This window comes from Lottiidibacillus patelloidae (assembly GCF_002262935.1).
GTDB lineage: Bacteria > Bacillota > Bacilli > Bacillales > SA5d-4 > Lottiidibacillus > Lottiidibacillus patelloidae.
In genome coordinates, this window is sequence record NZ_NPIA01000008.1 from 76907 (window position 1) to 102157 (window position 25251).

The 25251-nt window shown below is 35.2% G+C and carries 27 protein-coding genes and 1 riboswitch; of the genes, 7 read left to right on the forward strand and 20 right to left on the reverse strand.

The annotated features are described in order from the left end of the window. Window positions 1-15: 15 nt before the first annotated feature. Window positions 16-1020 (reverse strand): BMP family lipoprotein, encoded by a 1005-nt coding sequence (locus CIB95_RS13550; protein WP_094926034.1) that lies wholly within the window; start codon window positions 1018-1020, stop codon window positions 16-18. Between the two features lie 376 nt (window positions 1021-1396). Further along, the gene (gene metK / locus CIB95_RS13555; RefSeq protein WP_094926035.1) at window positions 1397-2596 is read right to left on the reverse strand and encodes a methionine adenosyltransferase; all 1200 of its coding nucleotides are present in this window, start codon (window positions 2594-2596) and stop codon (window positions 1397-1399) included. A gap of 170 nt (window positions 2597-2766) precedes the next feature. Continuing rightward, window positions 2767-2882: riboswitch (SAM riboswitch) on the reverse strand. A gap of 332 nt (window positions 2883-3214) precedes the next feature. Between metK and pckA the strand changes: the two genes are divergently transcribed. Then, the gene (gene pckA, locus CIB95_RS13560; RefSeq protein WP_094926037.1) at window positions 3215-4798 is read left to right on the forward strand and encodes a phosphoenolpyruvate carboxykinase (ATP); all 1584 of its coding nucleotides are present in this window, start codon (window positions 3215-3217) and stop codon (window positions 4796-4798) included. Between the two features lie 304 nt (window positions 4799-5102). On the opposite strand, the gene CIB95_RS13565 is transcribed toward pckA, so the two are convergent. The 11 genes from CIB95_RS13565 to CIB95_RS13615 all read right to left on the reverse strand — a co-directional run bounded on the left by CIB95_RS13565 (window position 5103) and on the right by CIB95_RS13615 (window position 15628). Further along, window positions 5103-6281, reverse strand: a complete 1179-nt coding sequence (locus tag CIB95_RS13565; protein WP_094926038.1) for a phenylacetate--CoA ligase family protein — start codon at window positions 6279-6281, stop codon at window positions 5103-5105. Next, window positions 6281-7069 carry an ABC transporter ATP-binding protein gene (locus tag CIB95_RS13570; protein WP_094926040.1) on the reverse strand — a complete coding sequence of 263 codons (789 nt, stop codon included), beginning with the start codon at window positions 7067-7069 and terminating at the stop codon, window positions 6281-6283. Before CIB95_RS13570 ends, CIB95_RS13565 begins: the two co-directional genes overlap by 1 nt. Window positions 7070-7136: 67 nt before the next feature. After that, window positions 7137-8264, reverse strand: a complete 1128-nt coding sequence (locus CIB95_RS13575; protein ID WP_233144150.1) for an ABC transporter substrate-binding protein — start codon at window positions 8262-8264, stop codon at window positions 7137-7139. Window positions 8265-8349: 85 nt separating this feature from the next. Next, a complete protein-coding gene (locus CIB95_RS13580) occupies window positions 8350-9411 on the reverse strand; it encodes a branched-chain amino acid ABC transporter permease (RefSeq protein WP_094926041.1) in 1062 nt (353 codons plus the stop codon). A 4-nt stretch (window positions 9412-9415) separates the two neighbouring features. Continuing rightward, a complete protein-coding gene (locus CIB95_RS13585) occupies window positions 9416-10300 on the reverse strand; it encodes a branched-chain amino acid ABC transporter permease (RefSeq protein ID WP_094926043.1) in 885 nt (294 codons plus the stop codon). Next, complete coding sequence (locus CIB95_RS13590) at window positions 10300-12204, reverse strand: AMP-binding protein (RefSeq protein ID WP_094926044.1); 1905 nt, start codon at window positions 12202-12204, stop codon at window positions 10300-10302. The genes CIB95_RS13585 and CIB95_RS13590 overlap by 1 nt, the downstream gene beginning before the upstream one ends. Before the next feature lie 13 nt (window positions 12205-12217). Continuing rightward, window positions 12218-12988: an ABC transporter ATP-binding protein gene (locus CIB95_RS13595; protein ID WP_094926046.1), complete on the reverse strand. Its 771-nt coding sequence runs from the start codon at window positions 12986-12988 to the stop codon at window positions 12218-12220. A 285-nt stretch (window positions 12989-13273) separates the two neighbouring features. After that, window positions 13274-14155: an MYG1 family protein gene (locus CIB95_RS13600; RefSeq protein WP_158217641.1), complete on the reverse strand. Its 882-nt coding sequence runs from the start codon at window positions 14153-14155 to the stop codon at window positions 13274-13276. Between the two features lie 41 nt (window positions 14156-14196). Then, a complete protein-coding gene (locus CIB95_RS13605; RefSeq protein ID WP_094926049.1) occupies window positions 14197-14418 on the reverse strand; it encodes a hypothetical protein in 222 nt (73 codons plus the stop codon). 8 nt (window positions 14419-14426) lie between these two features. Beyond that, the gene (locus CIB95_RS13610) at window positions 14427-14810 is read right to left on the reverse strand and encodes a class I SAM-dependent methyltransferase (protein ID WP_158217642.1); all 384 of its coding nucleotides are present in this window, start codon (window positions 14808-14810) and stop codon (window positions 14427-14429) included. Window positions 14811-14845: 35 nt separating this feature from the next. After that, window positions 14846-15628 carry an alpha/beta hydrolase family protein gene (locus tag CIB95_RS13615; RefSeq protein ID WP_094926155.1) on the reverse strand — a complete coding sequence of 261 codons (783 nt, stop codon included), beginning with the start codon at window positions 15626-15628 and terminating at the stop codon, window positions 14846-14848. 103 nt (window positions 15629-15731) lie between these two features. Here CIB95_RS13615 and CIB95_RS13620 point away from each other — a divergent pair, with 103 nt between their 5' ends. The 3 genes from CIB95_RS13620 to CIB95_RS13630 are packed head-to-tail and all read left to right on the forward strand — an operon-like array spanning window position 15732 to window position 18299. After that, the gene (locus CIB95_RS13620; protein WP_408607234.1) at window positions 15732-16718 is read left to right on the forward strand and encodes an ABC transporter substrate-binding protein; all 987 of its coding nucleotides are present in this window, start codon (window positions 15732-15734) and stop codon (window positions 16716-16718) included. 11 nt (window positions 16719-16729) lie between these two features. Continuing rightward, entirely contained in the window at window positions 16730-17497 is a 768-nt protein-coding gene (locus CIB95_RS13625) for an ABC transporter ATP-binding protein (protein WP_094926053.1), read from the forward strand. After that, complete coding sequence (locus CIB95_RS13630; protein WP_233144143.1) at window positions 17487-18299, forward strand: ABC transporter permease; 813 nt, start codon at window positions 17487-17489, stop codon at window positions 18297-18299. The genes CIB95_RS13625 and CIB95_RS13630 overlap by 11 nt, the downstream gene beginning before the upstream one ends. 33 nt (window positions 18300-18332) lie before the next feature. On the opposite strand, the gene ytkD is transcribed toward CIB95_RS13630, so the two are convergent. The 3 genes from ytkD to abbA form a co-directional block, all read right to left on the reverse strand. Next, window positions 18333-18821 (reverse strand): RNA deprotection pyrophosphohydrolase, encoded by a 489-nt coding sequence (ytkD, locus tag CIB95_RS13635; protein ID WP_094926056.1) that lies wholly within the window; start codon window positions 18819-18821, stop codon window positions 18333-18335. Between the two features lie 83 nt (window positions 18822-18904). Continuing rightward, window positions 18905-19402, reverse strand: coding sequence for a hypothetical protein (locus tag CIB95_RS13640; protein ID WP_094926058.1), 498 nt, complete (start codon window positions 19400-19402; stop codon window positions 18905-18907). Window positions 19403-19538: 136 nt separating this feature from the next. Continuing rightward, entirely contained in the window at window positions 19539-19739 is a 201-nt protein-coding gene (gene abbA / locus CIB95_RS13645; protein ID WP_094926059.1) for an antirepressor AbbA, read from the reverse strand. 188 nt (window positions 19740-19927) lie between these two features. Between abbA and CIB95_RS13650 the strand changes: the two genes are divergently transcribed. Further along, complete coding sequence (locus tag CIB95_RS13650) at window positions 19928-20533, forward strand: trimeric intracellular cation channel family protein (protein WP_094926061.1); 606 nt, start codon at window positions 19928-19930, stop codon at window positions 20531-20533. Between the two features lie 68 nt (window positions 20534-20601). On the opposite strand, the gene CIB95_RS16365 is transcribed toward CIB95_RS13650, so the two are convergent. Next, on the reverse strand, window positions 20602-20976 hold the full coding sequence (locus tag CIB95_RS16365; RefSeq protein WP_198949205.1) for a hypothetical protein: 375 nt from the start codon (window positions 20974-20976) through the stop codon (window positions 20602-20604). Between the two features lie 220 nt (window positions 20977-21196). On the opposite strand from CIB95_RS16365, the gene CIB95_RS13660 reads away from it, so the two are divergent. Further along, on the forward strand, window positions 21197-21490 hold the full coding sequence (locus CIB95_RS13660) for an IDEAL domain-containing protein (RefSeq protein ID WP_094926062.1): 294 nt from the start codon (window positions 21197-21199) through the stop codon (window positions 21488-21490). 13 nt (window positions 21491-21503) lie between these two features. Here the strand turns inward: CIB95_RS13660 and CIB95_RS13665 are convergent, their stop codons facing one another. Further along, window positions 21504-21761, reverse strand: a complete 258-nt coding sequence (locus CIB95_RS13665) for a hypothetical protein (protein WP_094926064.1) — start codon at window positions 21759-21761, stop codon at window positions 21504-21506. A 226-nt stretch (window positions 21762-21987) separates the two neighbouring features. Here CIB95_RS13665 and CIB95_RS13670 point away from each other — a divergent pair, with 226 nt between their 5' ends. Further along, the gene (locus tag CIB95_RS13670) at window positions 21988-22308 is read left to right on the forward strand and encodes a hypothetical protein (RefSeq protein ID WP_094926065.1); all 321 of its coding nucleotides are present in this window, start codon (window positions 21988-21990) and stop codon (window positions 22306-22308) included. A 294-nt stretch (window positions 22309-22602) separates the two neighbouring features. On the opposite strand, the gene CIB95_RS13675 is transcribed toward CIB95_RS13670, so the two are convergent. Both CIB95_RS13675 and CIB95_RS13680 read right to left on the reverse strand, forming a co-directional pair. Then, window positions 22603-24036: a hypothetical protein gene (locus CIB95_RS13675; protein WP_094926067.1), complete on the reverse strand. Its 1434-nt coding sequence runs from the start codon at window positions 24034-24036 to the stop codon at window positions 22603-22605. Window positions 24037-24269: 233 nt separating this feature from the next. Further along, on the reverse strand, window positions 24270-25223 hold the full coding sequence (locus CIB95_RS13680; protein ID WP_198949206.1) for an isopenicillin N synthase family dioxygenase: 954 nt from the start codon (window positions 25221-25223) through the stop codon (window positions 24270-24272). Between the last annotated feature and the right edge of the window lie 28 nt (window positions 25224-25251).

Sequence of the window (25251 nt, forward strand, 5' to 3'; positions counted from 1 at the left end):
TAAGTTTCTCAAATGTTATAACTGCCTTACTTTATTAAACTCGCTTGACTTAAATTCAGCATCTGTTTTAGGCACAATTATTTTTCCATCTATAATTCTCTTTTTAAACTCATCTACTTTTAAGAGCGCTTCTTTCGTTACGTTATCCGTTGTTGCAGCAAGGCCAACTCCATTTCCTGCTATACCGTAAGATAAAATTTCTCCTCCTGGAAATGCTCCTTGTTTTGTTTTTTTTGCAACGTCATACACTGCAACATTAACATTCTTTACCATAGACGTTAACGTTACGTTTTCTGGCATTCCTTCCGCATGTTGGTCATAATCCACGCCAATAACCCATACATTCTCACCATCTTTTTTACGTTGCTTTGCTTCTGTAAATACACCTAAGCCAGTATCACCAGCTGCGTGATAAATGATGTCTGCCCCTTGGTTGTATATGTTAGCAGCAACTTTTTGACCTCTAGCAATGTCGACAAACGTATCTGCATATTGGATGATTATTTCTACGTTAGGATTAACTGATTTAACCCCTGCTTTAAAGCCATTTTCAAACTTCTTTGTTAATCCAAGGTTTACTCCACCTAAAAAACCTACTTTATTCGTTTTCGTATGTAAACCGGCAACCACACCAACTAAAAATGAACCTTCTTCTTCTGCAAATACAATATTTGCAACGTTACAAACTAGTGGAGAGTCTTCATCATCTGGATCTTCTTGAATGACCATATCAACAATTGCTAGTTGAGTATATGGGTTTTCCAAGGCAACTTCACGTACTGCATCTGCCATAAAAAAACCGACACCGAAAACTATTGCATAATAATCCTTTATAAAGTTTTTCAAATTAGGATAAAATTCATCATCATTGATTGACTGTAAATAATCATAACCTTCTATGTCATTATACCTAGCAAAAGCTTGAATACCTTTCCATGCAGACTCATTTAATGCCATATCATCAATTCCACTTGCATCGGTAACTAACCCTACTTTAAACTTCAGAAATAGTAAACTCATTATTACCTTCCTTATCTACTACAGTGTCAAATGGATGATTATCGTTTGTTTCTTCTTGTTTTTTATCTTTAGTGCATTTTTTTCTACAAAGGAATTGTTAAACGTTCTACAAGCTCCTAGTAAAAGTAATAAATAAAAAACTTCCATAGTTGAAAGCTTTTTCATTTGTTCCTAATCCATTCATTATGTATTTCCAATACGTTATATCCATATATATCCTAATTAATTGTAATCGGAAAATAGTGCTATTGTATATAGTTTTTCTGTATAGAGTAAAGAAAACTGTCCAATTATCGTACCTTGGTGATGACAGAGGCGTAGTTGTTATGCCATATAAAACTAAAAAAGCAAGAGCCTCAGCCCTTGCTTCTTTCAATTATTTATTTGCTTGTGCTTTTAAGTCTTCGACTTTGTCTGTACGCTCCCATGGAAGGTCAACGTCAGTTCTTCCGAAGTGTCCATAAGCAGCTGTTTGCTTGTAGATCGGACGACGTAAGTCTAACATTTTAATAATTCCAGCTGGACGTAGGTCGAAGTTGCTGCGTACTAGTTCAACTAATACTTCTTCAGAAACTGTTCCAGTTCCGAAAGTATCGATTGAGATTGATACCGGATGTGCTACACCAATTGCATAAGCAAGTTGCACTTCACACTTATCTGCTAAACCAGCAGCTACGATGTTTTTCGCAACGTAACGTGCAGCATATGCAGCAGAACGGTCAACTTTCGTAGCATCTTTACCAGAGAATGCTCCACCACCGTGGCGTGCATATCCTCCGTAAGTATCAACGATAATTTTACGACCAGTTAAACCAGCATCTCCTTGTGGTCCACCGATTACAAAGCGACCAGTTGGGTTAATAAAGAACTTTGTCTTTTCATCAATGTATTCATGCGGTACAACAGGATCAATGACATGTGTACGTAAGTCTTGCTTAATTTGCTCAAGCGTAATTTCTGGATGATGCTGCGTTGAGATAACGATTGCATCAATACGCACGGGCTTGCCATTTTCATCATATTCTACAGTAACTTGAGTTTTACCATCCGGACGTAAGTAATTTACTGTTTCATCCTTACGTACTTCTGATAAACGACGAGATAATTTATGTGCTAATGAAATTGGAAGTGGCATTAATTCCGGTGTTTCATTACAAGCAAAACCGAACATTAATCCTTGATCTCCAGCTCCGATTGACTCGATTGCTTCATCTGACATACCATCACGGTCTTCAAGGGCAACGTCTACACCTTGTGCGATATCAGGAGATTGCTCATCGATAGAAGTTAATACTGCACAAGTATCAGCATCAAAGCCATACTTCGCACGTGTATAACCAATTTCCCTTACTGTTTCACGAACAATTTTCGGGATATCTACATAAGTAGTAGTTGTTATTTCACCTGCTACTAATACTAAACCTGTTGTTACGCTAGTTTCTGCCGCTACGCGAGCATTTGGATCATGTGTTAAAATTGCATCTAAAATTCCATCTGAAATTTGGTCACAAATTTTATCTGGATGACCTTCTGTAACACTTTCTGATGTAAATAGACGACGACTAATGTTAGCCATTAAAATTCCTCCTTTAAATAGTTTCTTCTATTTGATACGGAACTCAATCCCCAATTTTAAAAGAGTGACACATAAGAAAAAGCTTAAACCATTATGTAAAGCCTTTCGTGAACTCATAAAAAAATCCTTTCCCTATTATAGAGGAAAAGGTAATTCTTTCAGCCTTTCACCTCTTATCGATCAAGACAATAGTCTTGCAACAGGTTAGCACCTTTTCACCAGTAATTCTGCGGTGTCGGTTGCTGGGCTTCGTTGGGCCTGTCCCTCCGCCAGCTCGGGATAAGAAGAGTATCCGTTCGCGACATATCATATCGCATTATGTCAAACAGTGTCAATAACTTCGCTTAAACTCTTCTATATACATTTTCGGCATTCATTTCAATTGCTATACATGAAAACCGAGACTAATACTAGCATGCCCTAAAAATTGACTTTCTTCCTATAATTAAATGGTTTATAATAAAGGCTATTTCATTAAAAAATCCATTTTTTTCTTAAAAAGTCACATTATCGGTTAAATAGTATAGACTATATTTATAAATATGTTATACTATTTATTGAAAGTCACATACTAATAAATTTAATTAATAAATACTTATAAAAAAGGATGGTTCTAAAATGAGTGCGACTAAAAGTGCAGACGCTTTAAACAATCTTTTAAGCAATTCTAATATTCTTTCTAATCTTTCCGTTCCACAGTTAATTGAAAAAGCCTTGCTTCGTAATGAAGGAACATTAACATCTACTGGTGCACTACGAGTAGAAACAGGCAAGTACACTGGTCGTTCTCCTAAGGATAAATTTATTGTTGAAGAGAAGTCAGTAAAAGATAAAATTGATTGGGGCCCAATTAACCAACCAATCTCTGAAGAAGTGTTTAATAACTTATACACAAAAGTTTTAAATTACTTAGGTGATCAAAAAGAACTTTTCGTCTTCAAAGGTTTTGCAGGTGCAGATCAATCGTACCGCTTACCGCTACAAGTTATCAATGAATATGCTTGGCATAATCTTTTTGCACACCAACTATTTATTCGTCCGACAGAGAACGAATTAAAAACACACGATTCACAGTTCACAGTAATCTCTGCGCCAAACTTTAAAGCAGACCCAGAAGTTGATGGGACGAATTCTGAAACATTCATTATTGTTTCTTTTGAAAAGAAAGTTATTTTAATCGGTGGAACAGAGTATGCTGGGGAAATTAAGAAGTCTATTTTCTCAATTATGAACTACTTATTACCTGAAAACGATATTTTATCAATGCACTGTTCCGCAAACATCGGTGAAGAAGGTGATGTTGCATTATTCTTCGGTTTATCAGGAACTGGAAAAACAACATTATCAGCTGATCCATATCGCCGTTTAATTGGTGATGACGAGCATGGTTGGTCAAACAATGGTGTATTTAACATTGAGGGTGGCTGCTATGCAAAGTGTGTAAATTTATCTGAACAGAAAGAACCGCAAATTTGGAATGCGATCCGTTTTGGCGCTGTTTTAGAAAACGTTATGGTAAATGAAGAAAACAGTGTTGCAGATTACGATGATGTTTCATTAACAGAAAATACGCGTGCAGCATATCCAATCGACTCTATTGATAATATTGTCATGCCAAGTATTGCTGGTCATCCAAATACAATTATTTTTTTAACTGCTGATGCATTTGGAGTACTGCCTCCAATCAGTAAGTTAACGAAAGAGCAAGCGATGTATCATTTCTTATCTGGATACACTAGTAAGCTTGCAGGAACAGAGCGTGGAGTTACTTCACCAGAAGCAACATTCTCAACATGCTTTGGTTCGCCTTTCTTACCACTTCCAGCTGCTCGCTATGCTGAGATGTTAGGTGAGAAAATTGATCAATATAATGCAAAAGTATTCTTAGTAAACACTGGCTGGTCTGGTGGAGAATATGGTGTAGGTAAGCGTATGGAATTAGCTTATACACGTGCTATGGTGCAAGCTGCCCTTGAGGGTGAATTAAATGCCGTTGAAATGGTTACTGATGACATTTTCGGCTTACGCATCCCAGCACATTGTCCTGGTGTTCCTGATGATGTTTTAATTCCAAAGAAAACTTGGGCTGATGAAGCGGCATATGAAGTTAAAGCAAAAGAGCTTGCTTCTAAGTTTAAGGAAAACTTTAAAAAGTTTACTAATGTTTCTGAAGAAATTAAAAAAGCTGGACCTCTTTCATAATAAGAGCGTGGACAAAACTAAAAAAGTTCTTTCAAAAAATGAACATAAAATCCCGAAAAAATAATAATAGATGTGGCGAAGTCAAAATGCAGAGACTCCTACGGGAAAGCCCGTGTCTGAAGATCCCTAAGAAAGCGTTGTTTGCTTTCTTAGGAAGCTGAGGCCGGGCCCGTGGAAAGCGATGGATTTAGACTGAGCGTTATTATATTTTCTTATTAGTAAAAGAATAACCGAACTCATTTAGATCGTAAATCTGAATGAGTTCGGTTATTTCTATTCTTATAAACTTTTTATCCCAGCCTCTTTATTTCGCAGTAGTAAAGTATTCTCTTCGGTCTTGGAATTGTTTTTCATTTCTGTTTAAGGAATTTTTCGGCACATATTCAATATTAGCTTTTATCCGAATTACTTCCTTGAGCTTTTGCTGTAATTGTGGCTTTTCATGGTCAGCTTCAACATAAATGACAAAATGATCGCGATGATCTTTTTCACTCACAACAGCTTGATAATAAGATACGTCATTTTCCATATTAAACACATCATCTAAATGTTTTTGATGAATGAACATACCTTTTACTTTAATCCCGTCAGCTACTCGTCCTAATACCCCTTTTAAGTAATCACCAGTCTTCCCAGTTTCCCAAGCAGATAAATCACCAGTTCCAAAACGAATTAATGGATAATTTTCATCAAGTACAGTAACAACAACTTCCCCTGGAGTACTATCAGTAATTATTTCCTCATTCGCAGGATTGCATATTTGGACGATAATGGATGATGAAACTTTTAACCCTATTTCACCAATCACTTCATATCCAATACAACCAGCGTCTGCTGTTCCATAACCTTGTGAAACTGCAATACCCATTGCTTCAAACTTTTCGCGAAGTGTATTAGGAAGAAACTCAGCAGTGAAAAAAGCTTTCTTCAAATTCAAGCCATTTCCGACTGTTATTCCTTTCTCCTTTGCTGCTTCTAAAATTGTCCATAGGTAGCTCGGAGTCCCTACGAAACCTGTGACAGAACAATCTTTCATTGCTTGAATTTGTAAATCAGTATTTCCCGTACCTGCTGGGATAACGGTTGCCCCAATTTCTCGCAATGCGTTGTCAAACATAAAACCTGCCGGTGTTAGATGATATGAAAACGTATTTTGCACGATGTCTTCTTTTGTAAATCCAGCAGCAAGTAATGCTTCACGAAAGCGCCAATGATCAGTATCACTCGTTTGAGGATCATAAATTGGCCCAGGAGACATAAAAATACGTGATACTTTATGGTTATCCTTAGTTAAACTTCCAAATGGCAACGCTTCGCCTTGTATAGATGGCAAGTCACTTTTTTTCAAAATTGGTAGTTTCATAAGGTCCATTTCATCTTTTATATCGTTTGGATGAACATTCGCTTCATCAAATCGCTTGCGCCATCCAGTAGATGTTTTGTAAACATTGGACAAAAAGTCTTTGAGATTGCTAGCTTGCACTACAACCACCGCTTTCTACGCTTATAAGACTTAATGTTCCGATAACTTTTCTTTCCGGCATCACCGACACCTAAATAAAACTCTCGAACGTCTTCATTTGATAGTAACGAGTCAACAGGTCCATCCATTACAATCTTCCCGTTTTCCATAATGTAGCCGTAGTCTGCGATCGATAGCGCAACATTTGCATTTTGTTCTACAACTAAAATTGTCGTTCCTTCTTCACGATTAATCCGTTTAATGATCGCAAAAATCTCCTTAACTAGTAATGGCGCCAACCCTAATGAAGGTTCGTCTAACAAGAGCACTTTTGGCTTTGCCATCATGCCACGACCTATCGCTAACATTTGTTGTTCACCACCAGATAAATAACCTGCAGTGCGATTTTTCAACATTTCAAGCTTAGGGAAGTAATGGTACACCTTGGCAATATCACCTTTAATATTCTTCCGATCTTTTCTCGTGTGAGCACCAGCAACTAAGTTTTCTTCAACGGTTAAATGCTCAAAAACACGACGACCTTCCATACATTGAAAAATTCCATCTTTCACAATTGTTTCTGCATCTGAGTTACTTATTTTTTCGCCATCAAATTCTATATACCCATCTGTTACTTGTCCATTCTCACTTTTTAATAATCCTGAAATTGCTTTTAATGTAGTCGTTTTTCCTGCCCCGTTACTTCCTAGTAAAGCAACTATTTTTCCTTTTGGAACTTCCATTGACATTCCTTTTAATACTAGAATGACTTTGTCATACATTACTTCAACATTATTTAGCTTTAGCATGTCTACTCACCTATCCTTTTAGAGTAAGAAAAGGAGAAACGCTTGCTTCTCCTTTTCATCCAGAAGTTTAGTAACCGATGTATTCTGTGAATACTTCAAATTTACCGTTTTCTACTTTTGCTAAACGAATTTCGTTCGTACCAGCATGACTTTCAGAAGAAAACGTGATGTTTGCACCTAGTCCACCTAAATCTAAGTTATTTAGTTTTTCTAAACCAGCGCGGATACCTTCTCCTGTGTAATCTCCGTCAGCTAGCTTAATACCTTCAACCATAATCTTTGCTGCAACCCAACCTTGGACAAACTTTTGACTTTTATCTTCAAGCTTTTCACCTTTTGATTCTAAATATTCTTTAATTTCAGCCATACCAGGTAAATCTTCATACGGGAAAGCATGAGTTACTACTCCGATAAACCCTTCAGCAGCATCTCCTGCGATTGGAAGTAGTCCTTCACCAGTAGCCCAGTTTAAACCGATAAATTGTGTTGTAAGTCCTAACTTTTTAGCGTCTTTTAAAATCGTTGCAGTTGCTCCCCACGTTTGGTTAATAATTGCGTAATCTGGAGACTTCTTTTTCATATTTAGTAATTGAGAAGTAGCTTCTAATGCTTTTAAATCAACAACTTGTTCATCAACAATTTCAACACCGATTTCTTTTGCGAAAGCTTTTGCATCTGCAATAGGTGATTTTCCGAATGCAGTGTCATTGTATATTAATGCAACTTTCGGTGTTCCACCTTTATGATTATCTTTAATCCATTGTAAAACAGAGCGCGCTTGATCTGAGTATGAAGCAGCACTCAAGAAGTTGTAAGGGCTTTCATTTAAGTCCTTTAAATTTTCAGAGTAAGAAGCTGAAATGAATGGAATTTTATCAACTGCAATTTGTTGACGAAGTGCTTCTGTATCACCAGTACCCCATCCTAAAATTGCCGATACTTTATCTTTTGACTTATATTTTTGGTAAAGTTGCTGTGCCTCAGGAATACTATAAGCATAATCTTGACCAATTAGCTCAATTTGCTTTCCATCAATACCACCTTTACTATTTAAATACTCAATATAAGCTTTTTCCCCTTCAGCGTATGGCGTACCTACATCTCCAGTTGGCCCTGTAATATCATAAAGTCCACCGATTTTGATTGTGTCGCCACTACTGCTAGAACATGCTGTGAAAATTCCTAACATCATCATTACAGAAACGAAAAGCATGATTATCTTTTTCACATTAAATCCCCCTGAAATTTTATTTATTATTTTCAAATAATTGTAAACAACGTCAATAGGAGAATGGCCAAAGCTTGAAATAGTCTTTAATGTTTTTCCACATCTTCGCTATTCCTTCTGGCTCATAAATTAAAAACAGTATAATGACAGCCCCGAAAATTACTTCTTTAAATGCGGAGAACAGTCCGTATAGTTCAGGAAAAATGACACTTAAACCTTCTACTATAGTACGTAACAAAACTGGCAATAAAGTGATAAAAATCGCTCCGTATATGGACCCGAAGACACTCCCTAATCCACCAACTAAAATCATTGCTAAAAATTCTACAGAAATAAAAATACTATATAATTCTGGACTAACAATCATCGTATAGTGACCAAGTAGCGCACCAGCAATTCCAACAAAGAAAGAACTAACTGTAAAGGCAATTAATTTATACTTAAATAAATTAATACCCATTACTTCAGCAGCAATATCACGATCTCGGACCGCAATAAATGCCCGGCCAACACGAGAACGGAATAAGTTTAATGAAAAGATTGTAGTAAATACTAAAATGATTAACATTAAGTAATAGAAACTTGTTTCTGAATATAGTGTATAGCCAAAAATAGATGGGCGAGATAAAACCATCCCAGCTGTTCCACCAGTTAAAGAGTCCCAGCGGCTAATAACAAATAAAATGATTACTTGCGCTGCTAATGTTGCAATTGCTAAATATAAACCTTTTAACCGGAGAGATGGAATGCCAAATAATGCTCCAATGATTGCTGTAATAATCCCAGCCATTGGCATTGCTACCCAAAAGCTTAACCCCATTTTCATCGTTAATATCGCTGATGCATAACCTCCTACACCTAAAAAGGCACCGACACCAATGGAGATTTGACCAGTAAATCCAGTCAGAATATTTAAGCCAATTGCTCCAATTGCGGCAATTCCACAAAGAATTGCAATACTAACTACGTAATCTGAAAATAGTAGCGGAAAAATGAAGAAAAATGCTACCATTGCTAATACTCTCATGCGAACTCTAGGAATCTTGTAAAGTGCCATGTCTTGTTTGTAATTGACACGAAATTCCCCGCAGTCCATTACGAATGGATTTTTCAAGTCATCACACCCTCTCTATTTCTTTTTTGCCGAATAATCCATAAGGCTTTATCATTAAGATGAAAACTAACACGACAAATGGCATAACTTCTTTTAATCCACCACCAACTAATGGGTCTAAATATCCTCCAGTCATACTTTCAATAACACCGATAATAACTCCACCAATAATTGCTCCTGGAATACTATCGAGTCCCCCTAAAATAGCAACTGGTAATACTTTAAGTCCAATTAGTGATAAAGAGGAGTTTACTCCGTTAATATTTCCTAGTAAAACACCTCCAACTGCAGACACGATTGCTGCAATTGCCCAAGAAACCGCAAATATCGTTTTTACACTAATTCCCATTGATTGTGCCGCTTGTTGATCATCAGCTGTAGCACGCATCGCAATACCTAGTCTTGAATATTTAAAAAACAATGTGAAAATAATTAATAGCGCAATTACGATGACCATTGACCATAAATAAACTGGTGCTATTTGTACAGTACCAAACTTTACAACTTCTTCTGGGAATATTTGTGGATAAACTCTCGTTTCATGCCCCCAAAAAATATGAACAAATCCAGCTAATACACTAGAAAGACCAATCGTTGCCATGATCATAGATATGACCGGTTCACCAATAAACGGTCTGAGGACAAATCGTTCAACTGCAAATCCTAATAACATACTAAAAATTAATGTAAGAATTAAAGCTGCAAAGAACGGAACATTATATGAAGCTACTAATGTTAAACAGACGTACGTCCCGATTAATAGAAATTCTCCTTGCGCAAAGTTTATAGCATCACTAGATTTATAGATTAGAACAAACCCTAGTGCGACAAGTGCATAAATGCTTCCTATAAAAATTCCCGTTACAAGCATTTGAAGAAAGAATGTCATTATGCAACCCCCTCATCTAAGTACATGACTCTCAATGTTGTTTCAATATCTTGTTCTTTCCCATCTCGATATTTAATTTTTCCTGTTACTTTTATCCATTCATCCTCTAAATACATCCCGTTAATTAGACTTTCGTATTTGTTATAGACGAATGCTCTTCTTACTTTCTTCGTTCTCGTTAACTCTTCGTCATCTGCATCAAGCTCTTTATATAGAAGGACGAACTTTTTAATTCTCGCTTTCTCTGGTAATTCTTGATTAATTCTGTTTATTTCCTCTTGAATTAATTCAAGCACTTCCTTTTTTGAAGAAAGGTCTGTGTACGTTGTGTAAACGATTTGATTTTTTTCTGCCCAACGACCGACATTTGCCATATCAATGTTAATCATTGCTACGACATACGGTCTGTCACGGCCAATTGCAACAGCTTCTTGAATATAAGGGGAAAACTTAACCTTGTTTTCAATGAATTGTGGTGAGAACATTTCTCCAGTCTCTAAACGAATAACATCTTTCACACGATCGATAACATATAGATGTCCATCATCATCTAAATACCCTGCATCACCAGTGTGTAACCAACCGTCTTCAATCGTTTCTTTCGTCGCTTTTTCATTGTTATAATAGCCGACACAGACACTCGAGCTTTTAATTAAAATTTCTCCTTCTTCAGAGATTTTAAGTTCTGTACCAGGTATTGGTACGCCAACACTATCAAACTTAATATCTCCATCTCTATGTACGATGGATATTCCAGACACTTCTGTTTGCCCATAAATTTGCTTTATGTTTACGCCTAAACTATGGAAGAAGCGGAATACATCTGGACCTAGTGCTGCCCCACCAGTATAGGCTCGTTTCATACGCAAAAGTCCTAAATGATCACGGATTGCACTAAATACTAAGTAATCAGCAATTTTATAAAGAAACTTTGTTTTAAATGTTAATGGAGTATTATGAATGGATGCTTCTGCAACTTGATCCCCGACAGGCTTAAATAAGTTGTACAATTTTCGCTTAAGCCAGCTAGCATCTTGAATTCTTACTTGGAATTTCGAAATCATATCTTCGTATATTCTAGGTGGAGAAAACATAATATGTGGACCAATTTCTCTGAGGTTCTCGAGCACTGTTGTAGGTTCTTCCGGAAAATTAACGGTAATACCATTTGTCATTGCCATCGATAGTGCCATCATTTGTTCACCAATCCAAGCCAATGGTAAAAATGATAAATACTCATCATCTGCATGTAATGGATCAATCTCTGATAAACTTTTACCCATTTCTAGTAAATTTTCATAGGATAGCATTGTTCCTTTCGGATTTCCAGTTGTTCCCGATGTGTATGAGAGGATTGCTATATCTTCGTATTTTCCTAATTTCAGTTCATTTTCATAGTAATTTTTGTTTTCTTTTTCAAATTCAATTCCAAACTTCTGCACTTGTTTAAACGTGTATAGCTTAGGGTGATTATAATTCCTCATTCCACGTTCATCATAGTAAATGATTGCTTTTACATGAGTAATTTCATCTTCCACTTCAAGTAATTTATCTACTTGTTCTTGATCTTCAACGACGACAACTTGTGCATGACAATCATTTAATACATAAGCAATTTCATTTGGTAATGATTCTTGATAAATTCCAACTGATATTCCTCCAAGACTTTGTGCTGCTAACTCGGAGAAAATCCACTCTGGTCTGTTGTCACCAATAATAGCTAACTTATCATCTCTCTTAAAGCCGAGTGAAGCTAGTCCTAAAGCAAGTGATTTTACATTGTCAAAATAATCAACCCATGAAAATTCATTCCATATACCGTAATCTTTTTCACGTAAGGCAGTCTTTTTCGCCATCGTTTCTTTATTCTCAGCAAGCATTTGCGGTATTGTAAGCTTAGGCATTTTTTCCCCTCCTCTAACCGACTTGTTCTTCGCCAAGGTATGCTTCAATTACTTTTGGATTGTTTTGAATTTCTTCAGGTGTACCATAGCCAATTAGCTTTCCAAAATCTAAAACTGCTATATGATCGGATAAATCCATAACTACACCCATGTCGTGTTCAATAAGTACGACAGTAGCTCCGCGCTCTTCATGAAGATCAATAATAAATCGTGCCATATCTTCTTTTTCTTCACTATTCATTCCAGCCATCGGCTCATCTAATAAAATGATTTTCGGATCTAAAGCTAATGCTCGTCCAACTTCAACACGTTTTTGCAACCCATAAGACAACATCCCTACCGGTTTGTTGCGGACGTGTTCTATTTCTAAAAAATCAATTACATCTTCGACAGCTTTGCGATGTTCTATTTCTTCCTTTTGCGCTTTTCCCCAAAATAGCCCACCGGATAAGACGCCCGTGTTCATTAAGACATGCCTACCTAACATAAGGTTTTCTAATACTGTCATATGGGAAAATAATTCGATATTTTGAAAAGCTCTGGCGATTCCTAACCCGGCCCGCTTATAAGCTTTCACATCAGTAATCTCTTTCCCTTCAAAGTGGATTGATCCACTTGTCGGTTTATATAACCCACTAATACAATTCAACATACTTGTCTTCCCTGCACCATTAGGACCAATTAAAGAAAAAATTTCTCCTTCTTCAATCCGATAACTAACATCGCTCAATGCTGATACCCCGCCGAATTGCAAAGAAATATTCCTACATTCTAAGATTGCCATAATACCCTCCTTAATAATGTTTGTAGTAGTAATTTCTAGTAAACTAGTTATTATCACTCTCCTAAAATTTAGAAAGAATTTTCTAAATTTTTAATAAATTATCTACTTTTTTCTATTTTCAGTCAATGGAATCGACAAAAATAGTCAATATATTACATATAAGGTATTTATGTGGTGATTTATATGGTTTTTTACTAGTGCTACTAAAAAGATATATATTTAATTTGCGAATTAATAGACCAAAAAAAGAGCTAACCTATTGAGGTCAACTCTTTAGTAAATTTCTTATTCATTAATTGCGATATTTGCCATTTTCATAATTGATTCAAAGCTTTCGGCACCTGCAATAAAGCGTGCTGGATGGCAAAAAATTGCGTCGTCAATATCAATGACTGCATTTAATTCAGCACCATCTAAGCCAGCCCAACTTTCTGGTAAATCTTTTCTCGCTTCAAAGGAATGAGGCTGTTTGCGCACTGCTTGGATTCGATAGCCATTACGATTATCTGGGAAAATTACGAATAAAACTTCCTCTTTTTTATCAATTTCCATTAACGCTTGTTGCCATGGGCTTGATTGTTCTAAAATTAACAATTTTTTTTGCTTTCTATTCTGATAAGCATCTTTAATAAATTTCTTCGCATCATATACCGACAATTGACCTTGAAAAACATTACGGAATACAGTTTTTGCTAACTTTAATGCTTCCCGGAAACATTCTTCTTCATTATCTTCAGAATTCCAATTTGGATTGAATGATTTAATGATCATGGAAAGATCAGGAATAGGAATTTCTTGGTGGAAGCGAACGCCATTATCAATTGCATCTAGTCCTTGCATAAAGGAGGAGTCAATTGCCCCGTATATATTATCAATTTCTTTTTCTTCTTCCACCCCATGCATGCGGATTAAGTCTCTGCCAAATTCGCGCCAAATAAGTCCTGCGGATGCATAAGGAATTTTATTGTCACGGTATTCTTTATCATTTGTATGATGGTCAAACTTTCCTCCACCAACATCTACGACAAAGTCTGCTCCTTCAAAAAGCTTTTCATCTCTAGTTCGGACGATATCTACTTCTCCAAACATCTCTTCTAGTACGGCAATTGCTACTACTTCATCGGCGTGAAATGTTCCGTGGTGTGTTACTACTTTTTTCTTTGTCATGTTCATCCTCCACTATGTATTGTGACTGTACTTTTATGTTATCATTTCTTCCGTAAAATCATTCCATAATAATCCGGACCTTCTCCATCAATAGGAAGTGTTCGAAAACTTTCAATCGTAAAGACTTCACTAATGATTTCTTTCAATTCACTTTCCTTATAAAATGCAAAAAATCTTTTAGGATTATAGGAATCATTCTCCCAAATACCTTCCGAATCAAAACCACCATACGTTCCTAAATAAAATAGACCGTCTTCTTTCAACACGTTAGCTACGTTTTTAATATCGGACGCAAACTTTTCTTCGGAACGTGCAATAGTGAATTCATTGACCAGACAGCGTCGAAAGTACCATTTTCAAATTGCAAATTAGATAAATCCATTTCATGTGCAGAAATTCCTTTTTCTTTACATAACCTTACCATTTCTGAGGATAGATCAATAGCTGTAACCTGAATATTTAGTTGCTGAAAATAAAGACTTTGCAACCCTGGACCTGCACCGAGGTCGAGCAATTTAGTTTGTCCTAAATCAGCTAATTCATTTACAAATAAATTCATCTCATTTATTTTCCACTGCTGAATAGGTGACTTATCCCTTATTTTTGCTACCTTATTATAACTTTCTTTTAATTGATTCTTTAATTGCTCCTCCACTTTCTCACTCCCAAACCTTTTCCCACGACCACCTTTTATTGCATTTTCATCCATTTTGTTACGTTTTTTGTTATCTCTCGCTTTTTTTCTAATGGGATGTGATGCCCGTACTCTTCAAAAATCCAGCTATCAAATTGCTTCTTTTCATTCTGTAATGCTTTTTCAAGGCGTAATGCATGTTCGACAGAAACTTGTAAATCATGCTTACCGTGAACGATTAAAATTGGACAATTCAGTTGCTTCACTTTAAGTAATGCCGTTCTTCTTTCGTATTCCAAAGGTACTTTTGCCGGTGTCCCACCAATCACACGCTTCATCATTTTCCTTAAATCAATTCGCTCTTCATATGTTAACTTCATATCAGAGACTCCGCCCCAAGTTACAACAGAACAAGGGTTTTTGACTTTCGTAGCTGTAAGAAGTGCCATAACACCACCGCGCGAAAAACCAAATAAATGAATATGATATGGTGAAACGACCGGGCACTCTTGCAAAATTTCATAGGCATGAACTGCGTCCCACACATCCTCACCTGCAAAGTCCTCTCGCCCTTCGCCTCCTTTATTCCCTCTGTAAAATGGAGCGAAAACGACAAACCCTTGTGCAGCAAATTCAATTACCCTTGCTAATCTAACCATCCCGACATTTTTAATACCACCACGTAAATATACGATAGCTGGAAGCTTATGTTCTACTTGTGGAACTGCTAAAAATCCTTTTACTTTTAAGCCTTGACTTCGATACGTAACGAGGTAAACATCGATCATTGGATGAGGTGAAGGATACTTTTGTAATTGTTCTATTAAATTGCTGAATATTTTCATTTGCTCACCTACCATAGGCATACACACATAGTTTGTAACTAACATACTATATTTTGACTTTACTTAAAAGGAAGGGATACTATTGCGTAACTATAAAATTGCAATAAAGTTAGCTGCAACACTTCTTCTCATTTTACCATTACTATTAACGGCTTGTTCAAAAGAAGAAACACAAAAAATTAGAGTTGCTGAAGTAACTAGGTCTATTTTTTATGCGCCTTTTTATGTTGCTTTAGAAAATGGCTACTTTGAGGAAGAAGGATTAGAGATTGATTTAAAGACAACTTGGGGCGGAGACAAAACGATGACTGCCTTACTTTCCGATGGAGCTGATGTAGCTTTAGTTGGTTCAGAAACAACGATTTACGTCTATGCCCAAGGTGCAAAAGACCCCGTTATTAACTTTGCACAACTTACACAAACTGATGGAACATTTTTAGTTTCTCGGGAAAAGATTGATAATTTTTCATGGGATGATTTAAAAGGGAGCACATTCTTAGGCATGAGAAAAGGCGGAATGCCGCAAATGGTAGGAGAATTTGTTTTACGTAAACATGGCATTGATCCTCATAATGATATGACCTTAATTCAAAATATTGAATATGCGAATGTTCCTAATGCCTTTGCTTCTGGGACAGGGGATTTTGTACAATTATTCGAACCAGTGGCTAGTATGTTTGAAGAGCAAGGAATTGGCCATATTGTAGCTTCTTTTGGGGAAGAGTCTGGTCATGTTCCGTATACAGTATTTATGGCAAAACAAAGTTATTTAACGGATAACGAAGAGGCGATGAAGAAGTTCACAAAAGCGATTTATAAAGCTCAAAAGTGGGTTGAGTCACATAGTGCTGAAGAAATTGCCAAAGTTATTGCTCCTTATTTTGAAGACACAGAACTTTCTTTAATTGAAACTGTCACTGCAAATTATAAAAATCAAGGTTCATTTGCCACAGACCCTATTTTAGATGAAGAAGAATGGGAAAACTTGCAAAATATTATGGACCAATCAGGAGAGCTTCCAAAGCAAGTAGATTATAAAACGTTAGTAAACACAAAAATTGCAAAAGAAGTAATGAAGAAATAGAGGTGTTAAAATTGTCATTTCTTCAATGCAAATCAGTAAGTCATGCTTATGTTTCAAAACATGACACAAAGCTTGTTCTTAAGGAAATAAACCTAGGTATTGATGAGGGAGAATTCATCTCCTTCATCGGCCCTAGTGGCTGCGGAAAAACGACATTACTATCTATTATTTCAGGTCTTTTAAATCAAACGGATGGAGACGTAATTTTAGAAAATGATGTAATTAGTAAACCGAATGATAAAATTGGCTACATGCTTCAACAAGATTATCTATTTCCTTGGAAAACGATTGAAGAGAATATACTAATTGGCCTTAAAATTAGAAATAAACTTAAAGAGAAAAATAAACAATATGCACTCGATTTGTTAAAAGAAATGAATTTAGCAGAAGTAATAAATAAATATCCAGGTGAACTGTCTGGAGGGATGAGGCAACGTGCTGCTCTAGTACGTACATTAGCAACAAAACCAAAGCTTCTTCTTTTAGATGAACCCTTTTCCGCACTAGATTTTCAAACTAAATTAAAGCTTGAAAATTTAGTCTTTGACACATTAAAAAGTAGAAATAAAACTGCAATTTTAGTAACACATGACATCGGAGAAGCAATTGCAATGAGTGACCGAATCTATTGTTTAAGCGCCAACCCAGGAAAAATTTCCTCTATTTTTGATATTCCTAAAGAACTTAGGACCCTTTCTCCTTTTGAGGCAAGACATCATAAAAAATATGCAGAGCTTTTTCAAACTGTTTGGCAGGAGATGGATCGTCTTGAAAACTGAAAGATTATTACAACTTCAAAAGTCTTATGTGAAAAAACTACGTAAAGAAAAACACTTTATTTTACTCATGCAATTTGTTATTTTCTTAAGTTTTTTTGCGTTATGGGAATTAAGTTCAACATTGCATTGGATTGATCCGCTACTTTTTAGTAAACCATCAAAAATTATTAGTTTATTTTTTGAGAAATTAGCAGAAGGTACTATGCTAACACATGTTGGAGTTACGTTACTCGAAACGATATTTGGCTTCTTATTAGGAACATCTATCGGGACTATACTTGCTGCAATTCTTTGGTCTTCCAATCTATTTGCAAAAGTATCTGATCCATATTTAGTTATTTTAAATGCGATGCCAAAAGTAGCTTTAGGCCCTATTTTAATTGTTTCATTTGGCCCAGGCTATGTTTCTATTATTGCAATGGGCGCTATTATTTCGGTAATTATTACAACTCTAGTCGTGTATTCAGCATTTAATAATGTCGATGAAAACTATGTAAAAGTGATGAAAACATTTGGCGCAACAAAGTGGCAATGTTTTAAAGAGGTAATTCTACCAAATTGTTTCCCGACAATTATTTCTACACTTAAAGTAAATGTCGGCTTATCATGGGTCGGAGTTATTGTTGGAGAGTTTCTCGTCTCACAAAAAGGACTCGGATATTTAATTATTTATGGGTTCCAAGTATTTAATTTCACTCTAGTTTTACTAAGTTTAATCATCATTGCTGTGTTTGCAACTTTAATGTACAAATTAGTGGAAGTTGTTGAACATAAATTAATAAAAAACCATTCAAACTCTTAAAGAATACAAGAGTGAAAATGGTTTTTTTGTTTGCTATTCAAATGTTAGAAGACCTTGTTCTTTTATAAAATGTAAACTTTTCACTAATACGTCATCTTTCATCATAAAACTAAAAGTTCTTTGTTGTTTAATATTGTCTGGTAACCGTTCAAGTATTACAGGACCTTCAGTCTCAAAGTATGAATCCTGCTTTTCTAATTTTTTTATATTAGCAAAGTACACATTTTTTATTATCATGCCTGCTTTACCATTTACACGATATTGTGCAACATAATGAATGTCATCGACTGATGCGCCAGTTTCTTCAAAAACCTCTCTTATTGCTGCTTCTTTAGCTGTTTCACCTTTCTCTACTTTTCCTCCTGGAAACTCAATACCTCTTCGTGGATGCAGCGTCAGTAGCCACTGGTTGTTATATGTACAAATTACCCAGACGTGTTTTGGCAGTTTTGAGAACGGATGATTTTCAAAAGCTAATTGCACTTCATTATTATAATAATCATTGAACGTAAATCTTTTCATAGTTGTATTCCCCATCCATTGGTCTATAAACCTTCATTTTCCAATTAATATCTTACCATAAGAAAAGACACATCTCCATGTGTCTAATTATACTCCACATTTTCGATGTGCCATTTTCCATCTTCATACTTATAATCAATGTGAATAATATATGTCCCGTGAAATTCAGATTCATTTTCTTGGGTGAGCCGATAACTATATTTTGATACTTCCATTAATGAGTATGGATTATCCTTTTCAAACCATGGGGGCGCATCTGTCGGTACGACAAAAAGGTTGCCACCTTCTTCGTAATAATAATAGTCAACATACATTGAAGCGACTTCTAATTTAGCAATGTCTATAAAACTAGTAATAAATTGCTCTTTCGATTGAAAATCTTTCACTCTATAATGCTCGTCAGTACTCTGAATTAACTGATTCATAAATTGATGAGCTAACTGTTCAACTGGTGGAATAAAATCTTCTTTTTCCTTATCTATTTTAATTATTTTATTAGCAGTAACTGGTTCTGTATCATAACTACTTCCTAAAAGAATTGAAACTACAATTAAAAACAAAGATAGTAGAATTTTTTTCATAGGCTCACCCGATTTTTAGTTTTTATAATACTATTACCAAATTGGTCATATTTTAAACTAGTAAAATAGTATTTTATTAAAAATAAAAAAAATACCTTACTAAGAAGGTATTCAAAAAGGGTAATATGTATTCGTTTTAAAGTCCTGCATCTACGATTCTGTCAAACAAATCATTTAGTTTTTTTATACGAGCTTCTTCTGTCTTTTTGACTCCACATTCAATATCTGTTATCTCACAGCTGACAAGTTCTTTTACATAATTTTGAGAAATTAATACTTCAAGCAGTAAATCTTTTTCTGTCTCTGATAGTAACAAATCATTTTTTGTTTTTTCCACTCGTAATCACCTCATTGTCAGTTTAACACGGTTTTACCTTGTTTTTTATTGTAAACTATTTCCTATTTATTGGTAAACATTTTTTTGAAAGAAATTTTACACTTTTTCTTCTTGTAATCTTCCTCATAACCTAGTACATTACTATTGTTATACATCATATGAAACATACATAGAGAGGACGAACAAGGTTGACTTGGGACGTTTTAAATATAATAGGAACTATCGCTTTTGCCCTAAGTGGAGCATTCGTTGCAATTGAAGAAAAGTATGATTTACTCGGAATATATGTGTTAGGCCTTGTAACTGCCTTTGGCGGTGGTGTCATAAGAAATTTATTGATTGGAGTACCTGTAACGACATTATGGGAACAGGAACTATTATTAAAGCTTGCATTACTAGCAATGACGATTGTATTCTTACTACCTGCTAGTCTATTATCATCATGGAAAAGATTACTTATTTTCTTTGATGCAATCGGATTAGCAGCTTTTGCTGTTCAAGGTGCATTACATGCAAAAGCTATGAATTTACCAATAAGCGCAATTATGATTGCCGCTATGCTTACAGGTATTGGTGGAGGTATTATTCGAGATATTTTAGCTGGTAGAAAGCCATTGGTGTTACGTGAGGAAACATATGCTATTTGGGCAATATTGGCTGGTTTTCTGATTGGGATTGAAGTAGTAAATAGTAGTAATTCACTTCATTTATACCTTTTAGCTTTGCTTGTCATTTGTTTAAGGTTACTAGCGGTAAAATACAATTGGCGTTTACCAAGGCGCTCATTTTCATAACTGTTTTTATTTTATATGTACAGTGCACGTGCTCTCTTTTTTTGAGCACGTGTTTTTATTACAATTTATTAGTAGCCGCCGTATCCACCTGGAAAAAACGGCCCATATCCTCCGTATGGTCCGCCATAACCATAGCCACCATATGGATAACCTCCATAACCGCCATATCCATAACCTCCGTAAGGATAACCGCCATAACCATAGCCGCCACCATAAGGATAGCCTCCGTAGCCGCCATAGCCATAGCCACCACCAATTAATCCACCTAGTAAACCGCCTGCTAAACCTCCAAGAAGTTGTTGATCAAAGCCACCATATCCTCCATAGCCATGACCGTGACCGTGATCATGACCGTGATGCTTCTTATGATGTTTTTTATATTTTTTTCTTAAGCTTTGTTCCTCTTCATGTGGTGAATAATACATATACCTTTCTTGATCCATTAAAATTTCCTCCATCCTTTTCTTTAGGCTATATTATGATATATGTTCGGACTAGCTAAAATGGAATTAGGCATTCGTGGATTTTCAAGAATTAAATTGAGTAACAATTTCTGGTCATATTGCATAGTATTAACTAAACACAGAATTTTCAGATATTTCATAGATTTTTCTAAGATTTCGTATTATAATAATAAAAAGCATACAGGGAGGTCAAACTATCATGAAAAACGATCAGCCGAATCAAAACTTAGTTCAAGTGAAAGAACCGACCGAAGAAGTGTTAAACGCTTTATATGCAACGATATTTTTAGAACATTGTGTTTTTACAAGTAATAAAGAATCTATTGAACAATCCATTGAAAAGGCACTAGAAGAACGCGACAAAGACGCATTTTTAATGTATACAGATCAACTAAATGCCTTTATGGCAAATTATGAGAACGGCCTGAAAATTACAGAAAATGGTTTTGAATTTCTCGTATTTTTCTGCAAGAAAAAAGATCATGACTTTTAAGTCATGATCTTTTTTAATGTTCTTCATCCTCTTCTTCCAATGGCAGCCAATCAAGCATTTCACTAACAATTTTATTAATTTTTGTTTGGACAACCTCTATTCCATAGTGCTCATTTGCCCTTTTTATTTTACTAATATTTTCTTCTGACCAACTTAATATTGGCTCATCTAACTCTGATTCATTGTACAGTTCAATCACCGTATCTAAACCTTCAGTTATCTGGTCAATTGCTTTACTTAATTCTTTATTCTCATTTCCATTTATCTTCATTCTATTCACCTTCTATCATAAATAATGAGAGGTGTATCACTTCTCCATATTATCCCTATTTTCACAAATTATATAAGTGCACATTCTTTATACCACTAATAAGCGTTAACTTAACTATGCAAATCATTCATTATTTAAAAAGTATACTTTTCATTATTTTTGTACATTTATTCTTTATTGGGATATAATAAATAGGAACATACGTTCTTATTAAGGCGGTGCAAAATTGGAAGAGGAACAATACGAAAAACTAATTCTTTTAGGAATTTACTTACCTTATGTAAAGGATGTACTAATAAAAAAAAATACCAATGGCGCTTATGATCATGCCTTGGCACTACTTCATGTTGATCTAAGAAAAATGAAAGAAAGATTATATAAAGAACGTATTTCAATAAGACCTATAGACAATGGGCAAAAACTATTTAAAGGATTTATTATTTCACAAAAAGGACAAACAATTGAAAAGAGCTTTTTTAAGCCACATATGAAAAACGTAATAAAAACACTAATTGGAAAATACATTGCACAGCAAAGTTTACTTTAAGTATCATTGCGACTTTATTTTCTTTTCGAGCTTTGAAAACTCTTCAGGATTAACAATGCCAATCATTTTCATCAGCACTGTAAATTTCCAAAGGTTATTTAGTGGTTTTTTACTGTTCATTTTTCTCCCCCTGGTATAATATATGCATTTAGTAAAAATTGTTGCGCGGAGGAAACATTTAGCTGGATTGATCTCGTTCACAAGAGGTATATTAATGGAGAAGTAATTGAAATTTAACACTTGTAAAGTAAAAAAACTCCCCAGCACTTATGCGGGGGAGTTTTTTTCGATTATTTATTTTTTAGGTAACTCTGTGTAATGTGTAATAACTTTAACATTTAATTTTCTTACATCGCAAATATTCTTCTCAGGTACAACAAACGTAAACTTCACTTTGAAGTTTGTGCAATTTTCACAATGATCGTTACCCTCTTCGCCATTGCTAGGTACTAAAAATTCTCCGCCTCTAATTCCTATTGTCTTCCCATGTTCATCAATTAATAATACCGCAACAGCAACGCAACTATCTGGGCATACATCTTCAATTTTAATACGTGTTTTTAAAATACGAATTTGGTCTTTTAATTTTACTGTTTTTTCTACTTTCTTTACAGCTTCACACACTTCAAAATCAGCATCAAAGCCATCTTTTGATTCTACTTCCTTTTCATAGTCGAATTCAGACATATCATTACCTCCCCTGTTTTTCTGAGTTATACTATGCTCTTTTTTGGGCGAATGTACCTTGTCTTTTGAAAAACTTTCTGAACTCTCTTCTTCCACTGAAGTAAAGATATCAATTTCTTCTATTGAACTTTCAGATAAATCTTTTTCGATTAGGAAAGTAGCAAGGTCCTCATATGATTCATCCTTAAATTCGCTCGATTCATACATGCTCGACTCCAAGTGTTCGTCTAAACTTTCTTCAAAGAGAATTTTTTCTTCGCTTTCTTGCTCACCTTTATTTACAACAAATTGAAATTTTTCCTCTTCAAATGATATTTCATTAGATTCAAATACTAAGCCTTCACTTTCCGATTCAGAACTTTCTGACGACTCATCTTTATACTCACTTGAATCGAATTTCTTTGTTTTTTCTTCATCTTCAAATTCGCTTTCAATATCAAAAAAATCAAGTTCCTCATCGGCTTTTTCAAAATCATTATCATTTTCGTCAAAATATAGTTTATTCTCATCCGATTCATAAGCAAGCTCGAGTTCATCAGATTCAAATGACAATTCAAAACTTGAACTACTTGAGCTACTTGAACTAGAACTACTTTCATTACTATAACTTTCTATTTCACTAAGTACATCATTTTCATTTGACTCATAAAAGTCCTTATGATCTGATTCATGAACATCTTTTTGTGCTGATTCAGAAATTTCCTTTTGTTCTGATTCATAAAATAAAACTTGATTTCCCTGCTTATCGTAACGCTCCTTCGATGTTAGTAGCTCCAGTTCATCAGTGCTTTCTTTACTTTTGCTCTTCTCTTCCTTACTTTTAGTTTTTAAATCCTCTTTTTTAACTACTTCACTACTTGATTCCGAAAGAAAAAATAATTCACTACTACTTTCATCCCATTCAGCCAAATCTTCAGATTCCACTAAACTATCAATCACTTCTTGAACTTCTTCAGAAGTCTTTTCTTGACGTCTTATTTCACGTAAGCGGGCTAAAAGCTCTTTTTCTTCCTTCCCTTTACCAAAGTATTTTTTTCTCATCGTCTCATTCCTTCTGCAGTATTTATTCATTCATAACCTATTCAAAACATCTAGGCAGTGTTCATAAAAACAAAAAAGAAAGCTCGCCAATTTAGCGAGTTACGTTGAGATAATATGAAAAATAGCTAAGTGACGTCATAATTTCAAATAATGAACAAGTTCTATAAAGAAAATTTTGGTTTTTCTCCATTAAAAAAAGGCGACTCATCGTCGCCTTAAAAATTCTAAAATTATTATTCTTTAATTAGACCGATTTCAACTAAGCGTTGGTATAAGAAATCGCCTGCTGTAATAGTAGGGTACTTTTCTGGATTTTCATCAGTAATCGTAGAAGGAATCGTTTGTAACAATGCATTCGGGTATGGGTGCACGAAGAATGGCATTGAAAAACGAGATGTATTTTTAGCAGCACCTGCTGGATTTACAACACGGTGTGTAGTAGCTGGAATGAATTCGTTCGTAATACGAGAAAGCATATCACCAGCGTCAACAATTAATTGGCCTTTTTCCGCTTCAACGGGATGCCATTCACCATCACTTAATAATTCTAACCCAGATTCAGTAGCTTCTGGTAAAATTGTAATTAAGTTAATGTCTTCATGTGCTCCTGCACGGACTGCATTCGGATCAGCATCTTCACCGATTGGTGGATAATGAATTGCACGGATAATTGAGTTTCCATTTGTGATCATATCTGTAAAGAAGTCTTGACGTAAATCGAAGTACATCGCTAAAGCTTCTAACATAATTTTTGCTACACGCTCAAGCTCTGTATAAAGGCCTAAATTTAAAGATTTCATTTCTGGAATTTCTTCCACCCACACGTTTTTAGGGTATATATAACTTAAAGGATGTCCATCTGGAACTTGTTGTCCAACATGCCAAAATTCTTTTAGATCTGCAACTTTAGCATCTTTCGCCTTCTCTTTACCAAATCCAGTGTATCCACGTACGCCACCTTCATTAGTATCATATTTCGACTTTGTTTCTACAGGTAAACCAAAGAACTTTTGGAAAACATCGTAGTTTTTATCTAATAAATTATGGTCAACGCCATGACCTTCTAAAATAATAAATCCAATATTACGTAATGATTCTCCAAACTTTTGTGCAAACTCTTTACGCTGTTCAGATGTACCATGCGTATAATCTTTTAAATTTAATGTTGTAACTAATGGTTGTTTCAACAGAAATACCCTCCTAATAGTTAAGCGC